The 16,344-nt window shown below is 40.8% G+C and carries 17 protein-coding genes and 1 other annotated feature; all 17 genes read left to right on the top strand.

Annotated elements, in window-relative coordinates; translation table 11 throughout:
* Positions 1-66: 66 nt before the first annotated feature.
* The gene (locus tag FFM66_RS07370; RefSeq protein ID WP_048603017.1) at positions 67-1,851 is read left to right on the top strand and encodes a heavy metal translocating P-type ATPase; all 1,785 of its coding nucleotides are present in this window, start codon (positions 67-69) and stop codon (positions 1,849-1,851) included.
* Between the two features lie 17 nt (positions 1,852-1,868).
* Positions 1,869-2,432: a GDSL-type esterase/lipase family protein gene (locus FFM66_RS07365; protein WP_137605484.1), complete on the top strand. Its 564-nt coding sequence runs from the start codon at positions 1,869-1,871 to the stop codon at positions 2,430-2,432.
* A 170-nt stretch (positions 2,433-2,602) separates the two neighbouring features.
* Positions 2,603-2,782 carry a 2-hydroxymuconate tautomerase gene (gene thmT, locus FFM66_RS07360; protein WP_137605483.1) on the top strand — a complete coding sequence of 60 codons (180 nt, stop codon included), beginning with the start codon at positions 2,603-2,605 and terminating at the stop codon, positions 2,780-2,782.
* Positions 2,783-3,126: 344 nt separating this feature from the next.
* Complete coding sequence (gene thrS / locus FFM66_RS07355) at positions 3,127-5,070, top strand: threonine--tRNA ligase (RefSeq protein WP_048603014.1); 1,944 nt, start codon at positions 3,127-3,129, stop codon at positions 5,068-5,070.
* 107 nt (positions 5,071-5,177) lie between these two features.
* Positions 5,178-5,573 carry a DUF4234 domain-containing protein gene (locus tag FFM66_RS07350; RefSeq protein ID WP_137605482.1) on the top strand — a complete coding sequence of 132 codons (396 nt, stop codon included), beginning with the start codon at positions 5,178-5,180 and terminating at the stop codon, positions 5,571-5,573.
* Complete coding sequence (locus FFM66_RS07345) at positions 5,573-5,902, top strand: DUF2752 domain-containing protein (RefSeq protein WP_171000820.1); 330 nt, start codon at positions 5,573-5,575, stop codon at positions 5,900-5,902. The genes FFM66_RS07350 and FFM66_RS07345 overlap by 1 nt, the downstream gene beginning before the upstream one ends.
* Positions 5,903-6,088: 186 nt before the next feature.
* The gene (gene rimP / locus FFM66_RS07340; protein WP_048603011.1) at positions 6,089-6,562 is read left to right on the top strand and encodes a ribosome maturation factor RimP; all 474 of its coding nucleotides are present in this window, start codon (positions 6,089-6,091) and stop codon (positions 6,560-6,562) included.
* 21 nt (positions 6,563-6,583) lie between these two features.
* Positions 6,584-7,768, top strand: a complete 1,185-nt coding sequence (gene nusA, locus FFM66_RS07335; RefSeq protein ID WP_137605480.1) for a transcription termination factor NusA — start codon at positions 6,584-6,586, stop codon at positions 7,766-7,768.
* 22 nt (positions 7,769-7,790) lie between these two features.
* On the top strand, positions 7,791-8,087 hold the full coding sequence (gene rnpM / locus FFM66_RS07330) for an RNase P modulator RnpM (RefSeq protein ID WP_048603009.1): 297 nt from the start codon (positions 7,791-7,793) through the stop codon (positions 8,085-8,087).
* Positions 8,080-8,382, top strand: a complete 303-nt coding sequence (locus FFM66_RS07325; RefSeq protein ID WP_048603008.1) for a YlxQ-related RNA-binding protein — start codon at positions 8,080-8,082, stop codon at positions 8,380-8,382. Before rnpM ends, FFM66_RS07325 begins: the two co-directional genes overlap by 8 nt.
* A 12-nt stretch (positions 8,383-8,394) precedes the next feature.
* Positions 8,395-11,070, top strand: coding sequence for a translation initiation factor IF-2 (gene infB, locus FFM66_RS07320; protein WP_137605479.1), 2,676 nt, complete (start codon positions 8,395-8,397; stop codon positions 11,068-11,070).
* A 21-nt stretch (positions 11,071-11,091) separates the two neighbouring features.
* A complete protein-coding gene (rbfA, locus tag FFM66_RS07315; RefSeq protein ID WP_048603006.1) occupies positions 11,092-11,439 on the top strand; it encodes a 30S ribosome-binding factor RbfA in 348 nt (115 codons plus the stop codon).
* A gap of 146 nt (positions 11,440-11,585) precedes the next feature.
* Positions 11,586-12,500 carry a tRNA pseudouridine(55) synthase TruB gene (gene truB / locus FFM66_RS07310; protein WP_137605478.1) on the top strand — a complete coding sequence of 305 codons (915 nt, stop codon included), beginning with the start codon at positions 11,586-11,588 and terminating at the stop codon, positions 12,498-12,500.
* Positions 12,501-12,569: 69 nt separating this feature from the next.
* Entirely contained in the window at positions 12,570-13,508 is a 939-nt protein-coding gene (gene ribF, locus FFM66_RS07305) for a riboflavin biosynthesis protein RibF (RefSeq protein WP_048603004.1), read from the top strand.
* A 134-nt stretch (positions 13,509-13,642) separates the two neighbouring features.
* Positions 13,643-13,891: a binding site (T-box leader), on the top strand.
* A 68-nt stretch (positions 13,892-13,959) separates the two neighbouring features.
* Positions 13,960-14,892 (top strand): cysteine synthase A, encoded by a 933-nt coding sequence (cysK, locus tag FFM66_RS07300; RefSeq protein ID WP_137605477.1) that lies wholly within the window; start codon positions 13,960-13,962, stop codon positions 14,890-14,892.
* A gap of 168 nt (positions 14,893-15,060) precedes the next feature.
* The gene (locus FFM66_RS07295; RefSeq protein WP_137605476.1) at positions 15,061-15,423 is read left to right on the top strand and encodes a MerR family transcriptional regulator; all 363 of its coding nucleotides are present in this window, start codon (positions 15,061-15,063) and stop codon (positions 15,421-15,423) included.
* Positions 15,424-15,730: 307 nt separating this feature from the next.
* The gene (locus tag FFM66_RS07290; protein WP_137605475.1) at positions 15,731-16,333 is read left to right on the top strand and encodes a TetR/AcrR family transcriptional regulator; all 603 of its coding nucleotides are present in this window, start codon (positions 15,731-15,733) and stop codon (positions 16,331-16,333) included.
* The last annotated feature ends 11 nt before the right edge of the window (positions 16,334-16,344 follow it).

Here is a 16,344-nt window from a genome sequence, read left to right as displayed (position 1 = left end):
AAGCTGCTTTCTTTTTCTTTTCAGCGAATTATCGGTATGCTAGAAAAGAAAGAAGGATGATCGTTGATGAACCACTTTAAAAAATTCATTATTACAATTCTTGTAGGAGTAGCGGCTCTCGCAAGCGAATTCTTATTGAAGCAACCGAGATGGGCATTTTTATTGGTTGCTATCATTGGCAGTATCGTTGCTTTTACTATGTTGATTGAAATGATTCGAACACTTCGTTCTGGGCGATATGGTGTGGATATTTTAGCAATTACCGCCATTGTTGCCACATTAGCAGTAGGCGAATATTGGGCGAGTTTGATGATTTTGGTCATGCTGACAGGTGGAGATAGTTTAGAAGATTACGCCGGCAGACAAGCCAATAAAGAATTGCAGTCTTTACTGGATCATTCACCACAAATTGCCCATCGGCTTGTGAATGGACAATTGGAGGATATTGCGGTCGAAGCGGCTCAAATCAACGATCAGCTAGTGGTGAAGCCCGGTGAGATCGTTCCAGTAGATGGGAAAATTTTATCTGAGAGAGCTACCTTGGATGAGTCTTCCTTGACAGGTGAGTCTCGTCCGGTGACGAAAAAAATCGGTGAAGAGGTCATGTCTGGATCAATCAACGGTGAAGAATCGTTGCGAGTCGAAGTTACAAAGTCCGCGGAAGATTCTCAATACCAAACAATTATCAAATTGGTAAAAGAATCAAAAGAAAAACCAGCTCACTTTGTTCGAATGGCAGATCGTTACGCGATTCCTTTTACTGCAATTGCTTACCTAATTGGGGGGATTGCATGGTTGGTGACAAAAGATCCAGTTCGTTTTGCTGAAGTTTTGGTGGTTGCTTCTCCTTGTCCGTTGATTTTGGCAGCGCCAATCGCTTTGGTTGCAGGAATGAGCCGCTCTAGTCGAAACGGTATCATTGTAAAAACCGGAACAACGATTGAAAAATTGGCAGAGGCAAAAACAATAACTTTTGATAAAACAGGAACCATAACAGCAGGACAACTGGCAGTTTCCGCAATTCATCCGACCGAAGGATTCAATGAACAGCGCCTGCTTTACTATGTTGCCAGCGCGGAACAGGATTCTTCTCATATCTTAGCTCGTTCCATCGTTGCGTATGCCAAAAACAAAGTTACCCTGACAACGGCAGATTCATTGGAAGAAGTAACTGGTTCAGGAATCAAGGCGGAAATTGATGGCCATCTTTTAAAAATCGGGCGGGCAGCATTTGCTAACGCGCAAGAAATTCCCACTGATGAAACGATTATTTATATTTCCTGCGATGAATCATTCGCCGGGACGATTACATTTCAAGACATCTTACGTCCAGAAGCAAAGCAAACCGTTGCTTCCTTGAGAAACCTTGGTATCAAACGAATTTTAATGTTGACGGGAGACCATCAAGCGATTGCCGATGATATTGCTCAACAAGCGGGTATTGACGAGGTCTATGCTGAATGTTTGCCACAGGATAAAATCAATGTGATTAAGGGAATTTCGGCATCTGATCGACCACTGGTAATGGTGGGTGACGGGGTCAATGATGCACCGGCACTTGCAATCGCGGATATCGGAATTGCCATGGGAGCGCATGGGTCAACTGCTGCCAGTGAGAGTGCCGATGCGGTTGTTTTGAAGGATGACTTGTCGCGAGTGCTCAGAGCCGTAGAGGTCGCAAAAGATACAATGCGAATCGCCAAACAATCGGTTTTGATCGGAATCTTTATTTGTATACTTTTGATGTTGATTGCCAGCACAGGTGTCATCCCCGCTTTATTCGGAGCAATTTTGCAAGAAGTTGTAGATACTGTTTCAATTTTGAGTGCGTTGCGTGCCAAAAATGATTAGAAAATTGGAGGGATAGCATGAAGATTTTATTGACTGGAGATAGTTTGATCGCTCGTAAGGAATCCCTAAAAGAACCCATGTTGAACGCATATTTGAAGAAGAAGGTTCCTAAAATAAAAATCGTAAACACCGCAATCAGTGGCAACAACAGCAATGACTTACGAAATCGTTTTGCCAAAGATGTGATGCATTTTAGAGGAATTGACAAGCTGTTTCTTCTAATTGGAACAAATGATTTAGCTGAAAATAAGCAGGTTTCCAAAATGGTTTATCAGGAAAATCTGCAATGGATGATTACTCAGCTGAAAAAGAAATATACTGCCAGCCAAATTTTCTTTATCACTCCTCCCGCAGTGGATGAACAGAAACAGAAATTTCGTAACAATGAGCTAATCAAGTCCTACATCAATTGTTTGATGGAAGTAGCAAATCGGGAAAACTGTGTTGTTCTTGATTTTTATACAGAGATCATCAACCAGCCGGATTTTAAAAAAATCATCAATGGAACAGTAAAGGATGGTCTGCACTTTGGTAAAGAAGGCTATGATCTGCTTTCAGATATCATCGTGAGGTATCTTTAATAGGAAAAAAATCAGTCGGTTTGGGGCTGATTTTTTTGTATCCATCGGTGAGGAAAGTAGGACCCCAAATTTTTTTAAGAGCGATTTGCTATTTAAGAAAGGCGGGAGGTATAATAGGAGCCGCAAAGTCAAAAATCATTTGTCTATATTTATGAAAAGAGGAAAGAACTATGCCATTTGTTCATGTAGAATTGGTTGAAGGAAGAAGCAGAGAACAGCTTGAAGGAATGATGAAAGATATTACTGAGGCTGTTCATAAAAATACGGGTGCGCCAAAAGAACATATCCACGTCATCATCAATGAAATGAAAAAAGGAAATTACGGAGTTAACGGAGCTTGGAAAGAATAGGCATTTCTTTCTTGCAATTTACACGTTTTAGTGCTTAAATGGTTCTATAATTGATTGATGAAAAAGACAACCAAATTTGAGAGTCTTCGAAAAGAGAGGAAAATCACGGCTGAGAATTTTCCGGAAGAAAACCAGAGGCGGACCACTTTTGAAACCTTTGTTGAAGCGAAGGCGGTCGCACCGTTACCACGTTTGAGGAACACAGATTGTGTTTGAAAATTAGGTGGAACCACGAAATTTCGTCCTAGTATCGCAGTGCGATGCTAGGATTTTTTTATTTTTCGGCAATCAAAAGCTCTTCGACCTATCTTTTTATCAATCATAATTTTGAAGGAGGATTTTTTATGTCAATAAAAATTACATTTCCAGATGGTGCAGTAAAAGAGTTTGCTGCTGGAATCACTACAAAAGAAATCGCAGATCAAATTTCTAAAAGTCTTGGAAAAAAAGCATTAGCAGGAAAAATAAACGGACAATTGATCGACTTGGATCGCCCAATTGAAGAAGATGCTTCTATTGAAATCGTAACCCCAGATCATGAAGATGCTCTTGCTTTGGTTCGACATTCTTCTGCTCATTTAATGGCGCAAGCTATGCGTCGCTTGTTCCCTAAAATCCATTTTGGAGTGGGTCCAGCGATTGATACTGGTTTTTATTACGATACAGACAATGGCGAACACCCAATTGCTGCCGAAGATTTACCAGCAATCGAAACAGAAATGATGAAAATTGTAAAAGAAAACCTGCCAATCGAACGCCATGTTTTAACAAAAGCAGAAGCACTAGAACTTTTTGCGGCTGATCCTTATAAAGTGGAACTGATTAGTGAATTGCCAGAAGACGAAGTAATTACTGCCTATAGTCAAGGAGAATTCGTTGATCTATGCCGTGGACCTCACGTGCCGTCAACGGGGCGAATCCAAGTATTCAAATTGCTGTCTGTGGCAGGTGCTTACTGGCGCGGAAATTCTGACAATCACATGATGCAACGGGTTTATGGTACAGCTTTCTTTGATAAAAAAGAATTAAAGGAATTTATCAAACAAAGAGAAGAAGCCAAGGAACGGGATCACCGTAAACTTGGGAAAGAATTAGATTTATTCATGGTTTCTCAAGAAGTTGGTTCTGGTTTACCATTCTGGTTGCCAAAAGGAGCAACCATTCGCCGGACCATCGAACGCTACATTGTAGATAAGGAAATCGGTTTGGGTTATCAACACGTGTATACACCGATTATGGCAGATGTAAACTTATACAAAACTTCTGGGCACTGGGATCACTACCATGAAGATATGTTTCCGCCAATGGATATGGGAGATGGCGAAATGCTGGTTCTGCGCCCAATGAATTGTCCTCATCATATGATGGTTTATAAAAATCATATCCATTCTTATCGCGAGTTGCCAATTCGAATTGCTGAACTTGGCATGATGCACCGTTATGAAAAATCTGGCGCATTGTCCGGGTTGCAACGGGTGCGGGAAATGACCTTGAACGACGGACATACTTTTGTTCGCCCAGATCAAATCAAGGAAGAATTTAAACGGACACTGGACTTGATGATTGCTGTTTACAAAGATTTTAACATCACCGACTATCGTTTCCGCTTAAGCTATCGGGATCCAAACAATACAGACAAATATTTTGATGATGATGCAATGTGGGAAAATGCTCAAACAATGTTGAAAGAAGCAATGGATGAGCTTGGTTTAGACTATTTTGAAGCAGAAGGTGAAGCTGCCTTTTATGGTCCAAAAATGGACGTACAAGTAAAAACAGCATTGGGAATGGAAGAAACATTGTCAACGATTCAATTGGATTTCTTATTGCCTGAACGTTTTGACTTGACTTATGTTGGGGAAGATGGCGAAAATACGCATCGTCCTGTTGTCATTCACCGAGGAATCGTGTCAACCATGGAACGCTTTGTTGCATATTTGACTGAAGTTTATAAAGGCGCTTTTCCAACTTGGTTGGCACCTGTTCAAGCAACAATCATCCCGGTTTCCGTTGATGCACATAGTGATTACGCTTATGAAATCAAAGAACGTCTGCAAAGCCAAGGTTTGCGGGTTGAAGTGGATGACCGAAATGAAAAAATGGGCTATAAAATTCGGGGCTCCCAAACGCAAAAAATTCCTTATCAATTAGTTGTTGGAGACAATGAAGTGAAGGATGCTACGGTAAATGTTCGTCGTTACGGAAGTAAAGAAACTGCTGTGGAAGATTTGAGTATGTTTATCGATGCAATCGTTGCAGAAGTAAACAATTACAGTCGTGAAGCATAGGCAACTACTGAATAGTTGAACGAATTTCTCGCTTTTTGGTTAAACATCAAAAAGCGGGAAAATTTATTATCAAAAAGAGATAAAAACAGGGAGAAAGGAATGAAAAAATGGAAAACAAGCAACGATCGATCCTATCAGTGATTGTCCTGTCGATTATTACCTGTGGCATTTATTTTTTTGTCTGGATGTATCAAACCACAAGAGATCTGAATGAGTACACCAATGATTATCGATTAAGTCCAGGAACGGTTATTTTATTAACGATTATTACCTGTGGTATTTACGGTATTTATTGGTGGTATCGGATCAATGACCTATTCATAAAAGCGCAGCAAAAAGTTGGCTACAAGGTTTATAATGACAATAAAGTTCTTTTTATCGTCCTATCTTTATTTGGGCTGAATATTGTCAATATGGCGATTTTGCAATCTGATTTGAATCTTTTATGGCGAACAGATACTACGGAGCCAGAAACAAAAGATGACGACTGGACAGATTATTAATGTGTTTTTTCAAAGCAATTACCGGTCTGCCTTGCCCAGGTTGTGGCATGACCCGCGCATTTCTTCATTTTTTTAGTGGCGATTTTACTGGGGCATTTTATTATCATCCACTATTTTGGTTGGTAGCTTTGATTTTCGGAGCGCTGCTCGGTAAGAAATATTTTCCCCGTCTGGCGGTAATTTTGCGTAAGGAGAAACTCTGGCTGTCATTGTTAGGCGTTGTTTTAGTCGTATACGGTATACGCTTGTTCCTGCTTTTCCCCGAATATCCGCCAATGGATTTCGATCAACAGGCGTTGCTTCCACGGTTGCTTCGCCAAATTTTTTAAGAAAAAATTATTGAATATTTTTTAAGAAAGCGTGGAATGCTTATCAGGTCCGTCTTTAGACCTTGAGTTTTCTCGTAGTATATGGTATAGTACGTTATGGTAATGATACTTGAAGTGAGTGAGCGGAAATTTCGCTCACTCTTTTTCATGAATGAAAGTCGTTTATTTTGAAGGAGGCGAAGAATTTTGAGTACAGTGGTGGAAACAGTTACGGAATTAGTGACTCCCATCTTAGAGGAACAAAATTTTGAGTTGGTTGAAGTGGAATTTGCAAAAGAAGGAAAAAGCTGGTTTCTTCGCGTATTCATTGATAAAGAAGGCGGAATCGATATCGAGGAGTGTGCCTTTGTCAGTGAGCAATTAAGTGAAAAACTGGATGCGTGCGATCCAGATCCCATTCCCCAAGCATATTTTTTAGAAGTTTCTTCTCCTGGTGCTGAGCGTCCTTTGAAAAAAGAAAGCGACTATGAAAAAGCACTTGGCGAATACATCCATGTATCCTTTTATCAGCCAGTCGATGGTGAAAAGCAGTACGAAGGATTTTTACAAGCTTTTGATAAAGAACAGATGACGATGAAAATTCGTATAAAAACACGGGAAAAAGAGATTACTTTTGATCGGAAAAACATTGCTAAAGCGCGTTTAGCTATTCAATTTTAATCACGAAGGAGTCAGAAAACAATGAGTAAAGAAATGTTGAATGCATTGGATGCATTGGAAGCGGAAAAAGGAGTTTCCAAAGAAATCGTTATTGAAGCGCTTGAAGCAGCTTTAGTTTCGGCTTACAAACGCCACTATGGCCAAGCACAAAACGTTGAAGTGGAATTTGATCAAAAAAAGGGCAACATCCATGTGTATGCAGTCAAAGAAGTAACTGAAGAAGTCATGGACTCTCAGTTGGAAGTATCTTTAAAAGATGCTTTGCTGATCAATCCTGCTTATGAAATCGGGGATAAGATTCGTTTCGAAGTCACACCGAAAGATTTTGGACGGATTGCCGCCCAAACGGCGAAACAAGTTATCTTGCAACGGGTGAGAGAAGCGGAACGCAACATTATCTATAACGAATTCAGTGCTTATGAAAAAGACATCATGCAAGGAATTGTTGAACGTCAAGACCATCGTTATATTTATGTCAATCTTGGCAAAATCGAAGCTGTCCTTTCAAAGCAAGATCAAATGCCTAACGAATTTTATCAACCTCACGACCGAATCAAGGTCTACGTTTCTCGTGTTGAAAATACATCAAAAGGCCCTCAAGTTTTTGTAAGCCGCAGCCATCCAGATTTGTTGCGTCGCTTATTTGAACAAGAAGTGCCGGAAGTCTATGATGGAACGGTTGAAATTATCAGTATTGCTCGTGAAGCAGGGGACCGTTCAAAAGTTTCTGTTCGATCCAATGATCCGAATATCGATCCCGTGGGAACGTGTGTAGGACCAAAAGGCCAACGGGTCCAAGCTATCGTCAATGAATTAAAGGGCGAAAACATGGATATCGTTGAATGGAACGAAGATGCCGCAGTGTACATTGCAAATTCGTTGAATCCGGCACAAGTTGTGGATGTTATCTTTGACTTGCAAAATCCTAAGGCCTGCACAGTTGTCGTACCAGATTATCAATTGTCATTAGCCATCGGCAAACGGGGACAAAACGCCCGTCTTGCGGCAAAATTAACTGGGTTTAAAATCGATATCAAATCAGAATCAGATATGGAAGAATTTTACGCAAAACTTGAAGATGGCGATTATATCGATGCCGGTGAATCAGCTGATGTGGATGCAGCGATAACTGAAACTCCAGAAGAAGCAATCGTGGAATCAGAAAAACCTGCAGACGATGAAGTCGTTGATATGGACGAAAAGTAGAGAAACAAGCGAGGGAAAAACGATGAAAAAACGAAAAGTTCCTTTACGAAAATCGGTTGTGTCTGGTGAAATGAAACCTAAAAAAGAATTGATTCGCATTGCCCGCTCAAAAGAAGGCGTCGTTTCCATTGATCCATCTGGAAAAATGCCTGGTCGCGGTGCGTATGTTGCGATTGAACCTGAGGAAGTACGTGTTTCTCAAGAAAAGAAAATTTTGGATCGGGTGTTGGAAACAACCTTGACAGATGAATTCTATCAAGAATTATTAGACTATGTCACCCATCAAAAAGCCCGTCGCGAGTTATTCAAAAATGAATAAGACGAAGCTGCTGAATATGTTAGGACTTGCAATGCGAGCTGGTAAACTGGTAACCGGCGAAGAGCTTGTGGTCAAAGAGATCCGTTCGCAAAAAGCGGCACTTGTTTTGATCGCCTCTGACGCTGGAAAAAATACCCAAAAAAAAGTCAAAGATAAAAGTACTTATTACAAAGTTCCTTGCTTTGACGAGTTAACTTCTACTGAAATCAGTCACGCCATTGGCAAACCAAGGATGGTGATTGCTGTAATGGATCAAGGTTTTGGAAGGAAGATCAAGGAACTAATACAAGGTTAGGAAGGTGATTGCATGGGTAAAAAAAGAATTTATGAACTTGCAAAAGAAATGAACAAATCAAGCAAAGAGCTTGTTGAAAAGGCGCAATCTTTAGGATTTGATGTCAAAAACCATATGGGTTCGATTTCGGATGGAGAAGAAAAAAAATTACGCCAAACATTGACTGGAGGCGCGTCAAACAGACCGAACTCCGGAAATAGACAACAAGAAAATAGCCAACCTGCAACCCAAAAACCAGCGAACCAGCCTTCTAATCCAGAAGCAAAACCTGAACATAAAAAATTCCAAACACAGCGGAATAATCCGAATTTTCAAAATCGTAACAAACCTGCCCGTCCAGCGGGAAACAAGCCTTATCGTCAAGACACGGCTAAACCTGCAAATCAAGGAGTAAACCAGGCAGAACGACCAAATCAAGAAAAACCAAAACAACAGACAACAAGACCACAAACACAAGGTCAAAAACCACAAAATCAAAATCAAGCAAGACCGCAAAATCAAGCACAACGACCACAGAATCAAGGTCAAAAACCGCAAAATCAAGGGAGACCACAGACCCAAGGACAAAGACCACAAACACAAGGTCAAAAACCTCAGGGACAAAGTCGTCCACAATCACAGCAACCACAGTCAGGAAAACAGATGAATCAAAAAACAAACCAAAAACCAACAGAACAACGTAATCAAGCAACCAACCAACGTCCACAAGCTGCTTCTCAGAATCAAGCTCGAGGACAAGCCGGCGGACAAGGTGGACAAGATCAAAAACGAACAACGAACAATAACCGCGGCAAAGGAAACTTCAACAACCAAAACCGCAACAATTTCGGCAATCAAAATCGTAATCGATTTAATAAAAAAGGGAAGAAAGGCCGTCAACAACAAACTTCCCAAAAACCTGCTGTTCCACCACGTAAATTCCGTGAATTGCCAGATGTTTTAGAATATACAGAAGGTATGAACGTAGCAGAAATTTCAAAAAAAATCCATCGTGAGCCAGCCGAAATCATCAAAAAATTATTCTTGATGGGTGTTATGGTCAACCAAAATCAACCGTTGGATAAAGATACGATTGAATTATTGGCGACAGACTACGGCATGGAAGCACAAGAAAAAGTACAAGTGGATATCACAGATATCGACAAATTCTTTGAACCAGAAGAATTGAATGAAGAAAATCTTGTTCCACGTCCACCAGTTGTAACGATCATGGGACACGTCGATCACGGTAAGACAACGTTGTTAGATACCTTGCGTCATTCACGAGTAACCAGTGGTGAAGCCGGAGGAATTACACAGCATATTGGTGCTTATCAAATTGATATCGACGGCAAACCTATTACCTTCTTGGATACACCGGGACACGCGGCCTTTACCAGCATGCGGGCACGGGGAGCAAGTATTACTGATATTACTATTTTAGTAGTTGCAGCAGATGATGGTGTGATGCCACAAACAATTGAAGCAATTAATCATGCGAAGGCAGCAAAAGTTCCAATCATCGTTGCAGTCAATAAAATCGATAAACCAGGTGCTAATCCACAACATGTTATGCAAGAACTAAGCGAATATGAACTGATCCCTGAAGCTTGGGGTGGCGATACGATTTTTGTTGAAATCTCCGCAAAATTCGATCAAAATATCGAAGAATTGTTGGAAATGATTGTTTTAGTTGCAGAAGTTGAAGATTTGAAAGCAGATCCTAAACAGCGGGCAATCGGGACCGTCATTGAAGCACGATTAGATAAAGGAAAAGGACCAGTTTCTACTTTACTGGTTCAACAAGGAACACTGCATGTTGGTGATCCAATCGTTGTCGGAAATACCTATGGACGTGTTCGAGTGATGACCAATGATATCGGTCGGCGGGAAAAAGCAGCTGGACCAGCAACACCAGTTGAAATTACCGGATTGAATGATGTACCTCAAGCTGGAGACCGTTTCGTTGTCTTTGAAGATGAAAAAACTGCTCGGGCAGCTGGGGAAGAACGGGGCAAACGTGCCTTGATGGAACAACGCTCATCCAATAGTCGGGTAACGCTGGATACATTATTTGAAAGCCTAAAAGAAGGCGAATTGAAAGACGTTAATGTTATCATTAAAGCAGACGTGCAAGGTTCTGCCGAAGCATTGGCAGCCTCATTACAAAAAATCGATGTTGAAGGCGTTCGTATCAATATCGTCCATTCAGCAGTAGGTGCCATCAATGAGAGCGATGTGACACTGGCTGCAGCAAGTAATGCGATTATCATTGGATTCAATGTGCGTCCGACACCACAAGCAAAACAACAAGCAGATGCTGAAAAAGTGGACATTCGTCTACATCGGATCATTTACAAAGCCATCGAAGAAATCGAAACAGCGATGAAGGGAATGCTTGATCCAGAATTCGAAGAAAAAATCATAGGACAAATGGTTGTCCGGGAAACATATAAAGTCTCCAAAGTCGGAACGATTGCTGGTTGTTACGTAACAGAAGGATTTATTCGTCGAGACAGCGGTGTGCGTGTGATTCGCGACGGCATCGTGATTTACGAAGGTGTATTAGCAAGCTTGAAACGCTTCAAAGATGATGTGAAGGAAGTTAAGCTAGGCTTTGAATGTGGTGCAATGATCGAAAAATTCAACGATCTCAAAGCAGATGATGTTATCGAAGCATATGTTATGGAAGAAATTAAAAACGATTAATCACAAAGGAGGTCGAAGACTATGGCCAATTATCGTGATCGCAGAGTAGCACAAGAAATTCTACGGGAAGTAAACCAAATCTTACGAAAAAAAATCCGTGATCCTCGGGTACAGGATGTAACTATTACGGATGTACGTGTGACAGGTGATTTGCAACAAGCGACAATTTATTATAGTTTACTGTCAGAATTAGCTTCTGAAAGACAAAAGGCACAGCAAGGGCTTGAAAAAGCAACAGGTTTGATTCGTCATGAATTGGGACAAACCTTAACCCTTTATAAAACGCCGGAAATCTTTTTTGAACTTGATGAATCTGTCGAATATGGCAATAAGATCGATGAAATGATTCGCAACCTGCACAAAGAGTAAAGAAGAATTTCATGAAAAAACTAGCGAAGGATTTCAGCTCTCTTTTTGGGAACTGAGATACCTTCGCTTTTTTCAGTTTACAGATGATAAACTTCTGGGGAAATGTGCTATAATAATCCAGTTGAATAGGAGAAGTGAGGTGTGACATGGACGGAATTTTACCTCTATGGAAAGAACGGGGAATGACGAGTCATGACTGTGTTTTTCAATTACGAAAAATTTTACATACAAAAAAAATCGGGCATAGTGGTACACTGGATCCCGATGTAGATGGTGTATTGCCGATTTGTATCGGAAAAGGAACAAAGATGGTAGAATTTCTGATGGAGTCGGGAAAAACATATGTAGGGGAAATTACCCTTGGATTTGCAACAACGACAGAGGATGCTTCAGGAGAGGTTGTTGAACGTACAGTCATCCAACAACCATTTTCAAACAAAGCAATCGATGAAGCGATGGCTTCTTTGACGGGTGAAATCACTCAGATACCGCCGATGTTTTCAGCGGTCAAGGTCAACGGACGTCGGTTATATGACTATGCACGAGCGGGAGAAATCGTTGAACGCCCTGAACGCAAAGCCCAAATTTTTTCTTTTGAACGAATCTCAGAGCCAGTATGGGAAAATGGAACCCAGTCTTGGCGGTTTCAAGTGAGGTGCGGCAAAGGAACCTACGTGCGAACGTTAGCGGTTGATACGGGGAAAAAATTACAGGTAGCCGCCCACATGTCGGACTTAACACGAATAGCTAGTGGCGGATTTACAAAAGCGCAAGCAGTAACCCTGCAACAGGTACGGGAATTAGTAGATCAAAACCAATTAGAGGCCTATTTATTGCCAATTGAATATGGCGTAAAGGAATTTCCACGGGTGGATCTTTCCGATGCATTGTGGCAAAAAATAAAAAATGGGATGCGACTGCCTTTTTCAGCTTTCCAATTAGCCGAAATGCCACAGGAACCGATTGCGCTGTTTTATCAAGAAAAAGTGGTAGGAATCTATGAAAAGAACAATAAGAATCCCGAAGAACTAAAACCGAGGAAAATGTTTCGTACGGAGTAGTAGATGGAGGATTACTTGATAGGTTCTGTGTAGTAAATTTGTTACCTTAATTATGAACGGAGAATTTTGATGAAAATAATAACGATTAGACATCCTTATACAAAAGAGCAAATTCCAGAAGGGGATGTCGTTTTAGTTCTGGGCTTTTTTGATGGGGTACATAAAGGACATCAGAAAGTTATTCGGAAAGGAAAAAAAATCGCTGAGGAGCAAGGATTAAAGTTAGCTGTGATGACATTTAATCAACATCCTTCCATTGTTTTCCAAAAGGTCGATCCAGCTGAAATGCATTACCTAACTAGCCTTTCGCAAAAAGAACGAATCATGGCTGATCTAGGCGTCGATTATTTATATGTGATTGATTTTACTTCGGCGTTTGCAGGATTAAAGCCACAAGACTTTGTGGATCAATATATTGTGGGTCTTCATGGAAAATTTGCTGTCAGCGGCTTTGATTATACCTATGGTCCGAGAGATATCGCTGATGTAGCCCATCTTCCTGAATATGCTAAAAATCGTTTTGAGGTAGTCACAGTAGCAAAAGAAACTGAGGATGGAGAAAAAATCAGTTCTACTCGTATTCGTCAATTGTTGGAAGAAGGAAATATGGATGAAGTCAATAAACTATTGGGCTATCCATATGAAATCGAAGGGACAGTCGTGCACGGGGATGCTCGTGGACGCACTTTAGGATTTCCTACAGCCAATATCAAGTTCAAATCTACTGTCCGTTTGCCCGAAGAAGGCGTCTATGTGTCTGAATTGAAGGTGGGCGATCGTTGGTATCCGGCAATGGGATCAATTGGCCATAACGATACCTTCGGCAAAGGACGAGAATTAACAGTTGAAGTCTATATTTTGGATTTTCATCAAGATATCTATGGGGAACAGGTCAGTGTCCGCTGGCTACATCTGTTACGGGGACAGGTTGCTTTTGATGGGGCAGAAGCTCTGATCGAACAACTGCATGCAGACGAAGCGGCAACACGTGCATATTTTAAAAAATAAGAAACCAGAATCGGAGGATAATTACTCCGATTCTTTTTTTAATGATAACAAAAATTTATCACACCGCTTTATTTCTTATCATGTGAAAGATTGAATTAATCTACTCTCTGCGCTATGATTACAACAACAAAATAAGAAATGCCATGAAAAGATAAGTACAAAGCGGAACACTTACAGAGAGCTTAGGAGAATGAGAATAAGCAGCGGGAAACTTTGGAAAATGGTCTTGGAGCAATCGACAGCAAGTAATAACGAACTGCCGACGGAAAGCGTCCGTTAGATACGCGCAAGTATTTCGTTTGAATTTTTTGAGATACTTATGGAGGCTGACTTTGTGAAGAGTCAGCGAACAAAGGTGGTCACACGAGACAATCGTCCTTTCTTTTTATGGAAGGATGTTTTTTTATTTTGTAGGAACAGCGGTTGTACTGATAAAAAGGAGAGAATGCAAATGGCAAAAATCGTTGAAAATATCTTAGAATTGACCGGAGATACACCTGTCGTAAAACTAAATCGAATCGTTCCAGAAGGTGCTGCAGATGTCTATGTTAAACTAGAATTTTATAACCCAGCTGGTTCAGTCAAGGATCGAATCGCCCTTGCAATGATCGAAAAAGCAGAAAAAGAGGGGAAATTAAAACCCGGAGGAACAATCGTTGAACCGACTTCCGGCAATACAGGCGTTGGCTTATCCTTCGTTGGTGCGGCAAAAGGGTATAACGTTGTCATCGTTTTACCGGAAACCTTCTCAATTGAACGTCGGAAATTGATCCAAGCATACGGTGCAAAATTAGTTTTGACACCAGGTAGTGAAGGGATTAACGGAGCGATTGCCAAGGCTAAAGAGTTGGCAGAAGAAAACGGTTGGTTTTTGCCTTTGCAATTTGAAAATGAAGCCAATCCAGAAATTCATTATCAAACAACTGGTAAGGAACTTGCTGCAGCATTCGCCGAAACAGGACTCGATGCGTTTGTTGCCGGCGTTGGAACTGGTGGGACGATTACCGGTGTTGCCAAAAGTTTGAAGGAAACTTTGCCAAATGTTCGTGTTTATGCGGTGGAAGCGGCCGAATCTGCTGTTTTATCTGGCGGCAAAGCGGGTCCTCATAAAATTCAAGGGATTTCTACCGGCTTTGTGCCAAAAGTTTTAAATGAAGAAAGCTACCAAGAAGTATTACCTGTATCTAGTGAAAACGCCTTGGAAACTGCGCGGAAAGTTGGAACACAAGAAGGGATTCTTGTCGGAATTTCTGCAGGGGCAGCTATTTACGGTGCAATTGAAGTGGCTAAAAAATTAGGTGCCGGCAAGAAAGTCGCAGCAATTGTTGCTGATAACGGCGAACGCTATCTTTCGACAGTTCTCTATGATTTTGCAGACGAATAAGTTGAATCAAAGGACGATTAGCAGGAAATCCTGTTGATCGTCGTTTTTTTTCGCAAAGCATTGCAAAAAAGTTCTGTTTGACTTAACCTGGAGTTCAAGTTATAAAGTTGATGTATTGAATGCGATGAATGATAAATAGTGTAAAGACAAAAAGCAAGGAGACAAAAAATGAACATTTCCAAAGTAGCAGAAAAAATGGCATTAACACCAGTCACTCTCAGATACTATGAGCGAATTGGTTTAATTCCTCCAATCACTCGTAAAAACGGCGGGGTTCGGAACTATTCAGAAGAAGATTTGCAATGGATTGATTTCATCAAATGCATGCGCAGTGCTGGATTGACGGTGGAATCTTTGATTGAATATACAACACTTTATCAACAGGGAGCTGCAACGCTAGAAGCCAGAAAACAAATTTTGATTGAAGAAAGAGAGCAATTAAAAAAGAAATACCAAGAAATGGGAGAAACTTTAGAGCGTCTGGAAGGGAAAATCACTAATTATACAGACTTACAAAGTGAGATGCGCTGAGGAGAAAGCGGAGTGAAATATTTTATTGCGGATACACATTTCAATCATGAGAATGTGATTGATTTTCTCTTCGGCGAAACGGCAGAAAATGCAGCCCATATTTTAAAAAGCTATTAGGACGCCGCGGGCTAAACCTAGGGCTGATCAGCAAAATTATTGTCCAGTCAGTCTTTGTGACGTTTTAGAAAAAGCAGTAATAAGAGGAAACGTTTGCAGATTAAGGGAGCAACTCTCCGCAAATTGAATTCTCTCACAAAGTCTCTTATAATAAATTTATATCGAATAAAAAAGAACAGGGGGGAATTTCGTGAGTAAACAAACAGAGCGCTTTGAAGCGATGCGAAAACAAACGAGAGATAAAATTCGCTATGCCGCGGTTACTTTATTTGCAAAACATTCTTTTGCGAATACGACAATGCAGGCAATTGCCGAAGAGGCAGGTGTCAGCACAGGGTTGGCATATCGTTATTTTCCTTCCAAGCAGGCCTTGTTCGATGCCATAATGAGTGAAGCCATTGAGGGCTTAAGAAATTTGAAACACCTGTTTCAAGCAGAAGGTGATCCACGAAGTATTTTAACGGGGGCAACAGAGGAAATGTTGAAAGGAATCGCGGTGGATCGAACCACAAGTGATTTATTTTTATTGGTTACGCAATCGATTTTCCCCAATACAGAACCGAATAACGGCTTGAAGGAATTGATTGCGATGGATAAGGAGCTAATTGCGGCATTGAAACAATTGATTATTCGTGGTCAGGAAAAAAAGCAATTTGTTGCTAGTGATCCGCAAATGTTGGCGATGTTTTTTATCAGTAGCGCTCAGGGAGTAGGACTAATGGCAACGATTTTTGAAGAGGACTATCAATTACCGGATATCAGCATCTTTTTAAGTTTTTTATTGCAAAAATAAATAGCCTATGA

This window comes from Enterococcus songbeiensis, from assembly GCF_005405265.1.
Classification (GTDB): Bacteria; Bacillota; Bacilli; order Lactobacillales; family Enterococcaceae; genus Enterococcus_C; species Enterococcus_C songbeiensis.
Note: the sequence above shows the minus strand (reverse complement) of the source record. Positions and strands in the feature narration are given on the sequence as shown.

Excerpts from the sequence above, each read along its gene's own strand:
- FFM66_RS07365 (WP_137605484.1), top strand. The coding sequence starts at position 1,869 with ATGAAGATTTTATTGACTGGAGATAGTTTGATCGCTCGTAAGGAATCC.
- thrS (WP_048603014.1), top strand. The coding sequence starts at position 3,127 with ATGTCAATAAAAATTACATTTCCAGATGGTGCAGTAAAAGAGTTTGCT.
- rbfA (WP_048603006.1), top strand. The coding sequence starts at position 11,092 with ATGGCCAATTATCGTGATCGCAGAGTAGCACAAGAAATTCTACGGGAA.
- rnpM (WP_048603009.1), top strand. The coding sequence starts at position 7,791 with ATGAAAAAACGAAAAGTTCCTTTACGAAAATCGGTTGTGTCTGGTGAA.
- infB (WP_137605479.1), top strand. The coding sequence starts at position 8,395 with ATGGGTAAAAAAAGAATTTATGAACTTGCAAAAGAAATGAACAAATCA.
- FFM66_RS07345 (WP_171000820.1), top strand. The coding sequence starts at position 5,573 with ATGTGTTTTTTCAAAGCAATTACCGGTCTGCCTTGCCCAGGTTGTGGC.
- FFM66_RS07370 (WP_048603017.1), top strand. The coding sequence starts at position 67 with ATGAACCACTTTAAAAAATTCATTATTACAATTCTTGTAGGAGTAGCG.
- truB (WP_137605478.1), top strand. The coding sequence starts at position 11,586 with ATGGACGGAATTTTACCTCTATGGAAAGAACGGGGAATGACGAGTCAT.
- FFM66_RS07350 (WP_137605482.1), top strand. The coding sequence starts at position 5,178 with ATGGAAAACAAGCAACGATCGATCCTATCAGTGATTGTCCTGTCGATT.
- thmT (WP_137605483.1), top strand. The coding sequence starts at position 2,603 with ATGCCATTTGTTCATGTAGAATTGGTTGAAGGAAGAAGCAGAGAACAG.
- ribF (WP_048603004.1), top strand. The coding sequence starts at position 12,570 with ATGAAAATAATAACGATTAGACATCCTTATACAAAAGAGCAAATTCCA.
- FFM66_RS07295 (WP_137605476.1), top strand. The coding sequence starts at position 15,061 with ATGAACATTTCCAAAGTAGCAGAAAAAATGGCATTAACACCAGTCACT.
- cysK (WP_137605477.1), top strand. The coding sequence starts at position 13,960 with ATGGCAAAAATCGTTGAAAATATCTTAGAATTGACCGGAGATACACCT.
- nusA (WP_137605480.1), top strand. The coding sequence starts at position 6,584 with ATGAGTAAAGAAATGTTGAATGCATTGGATGCATTGGAAGCGGAAAAA.
- FFM66_RS07325 (WP_048603008.1), top strand. The coding sequence starts at position 8,080 with ATGAATAAGACGAAGCTGCTGAATATGTTAGGACTTGCAATGCGAGCT.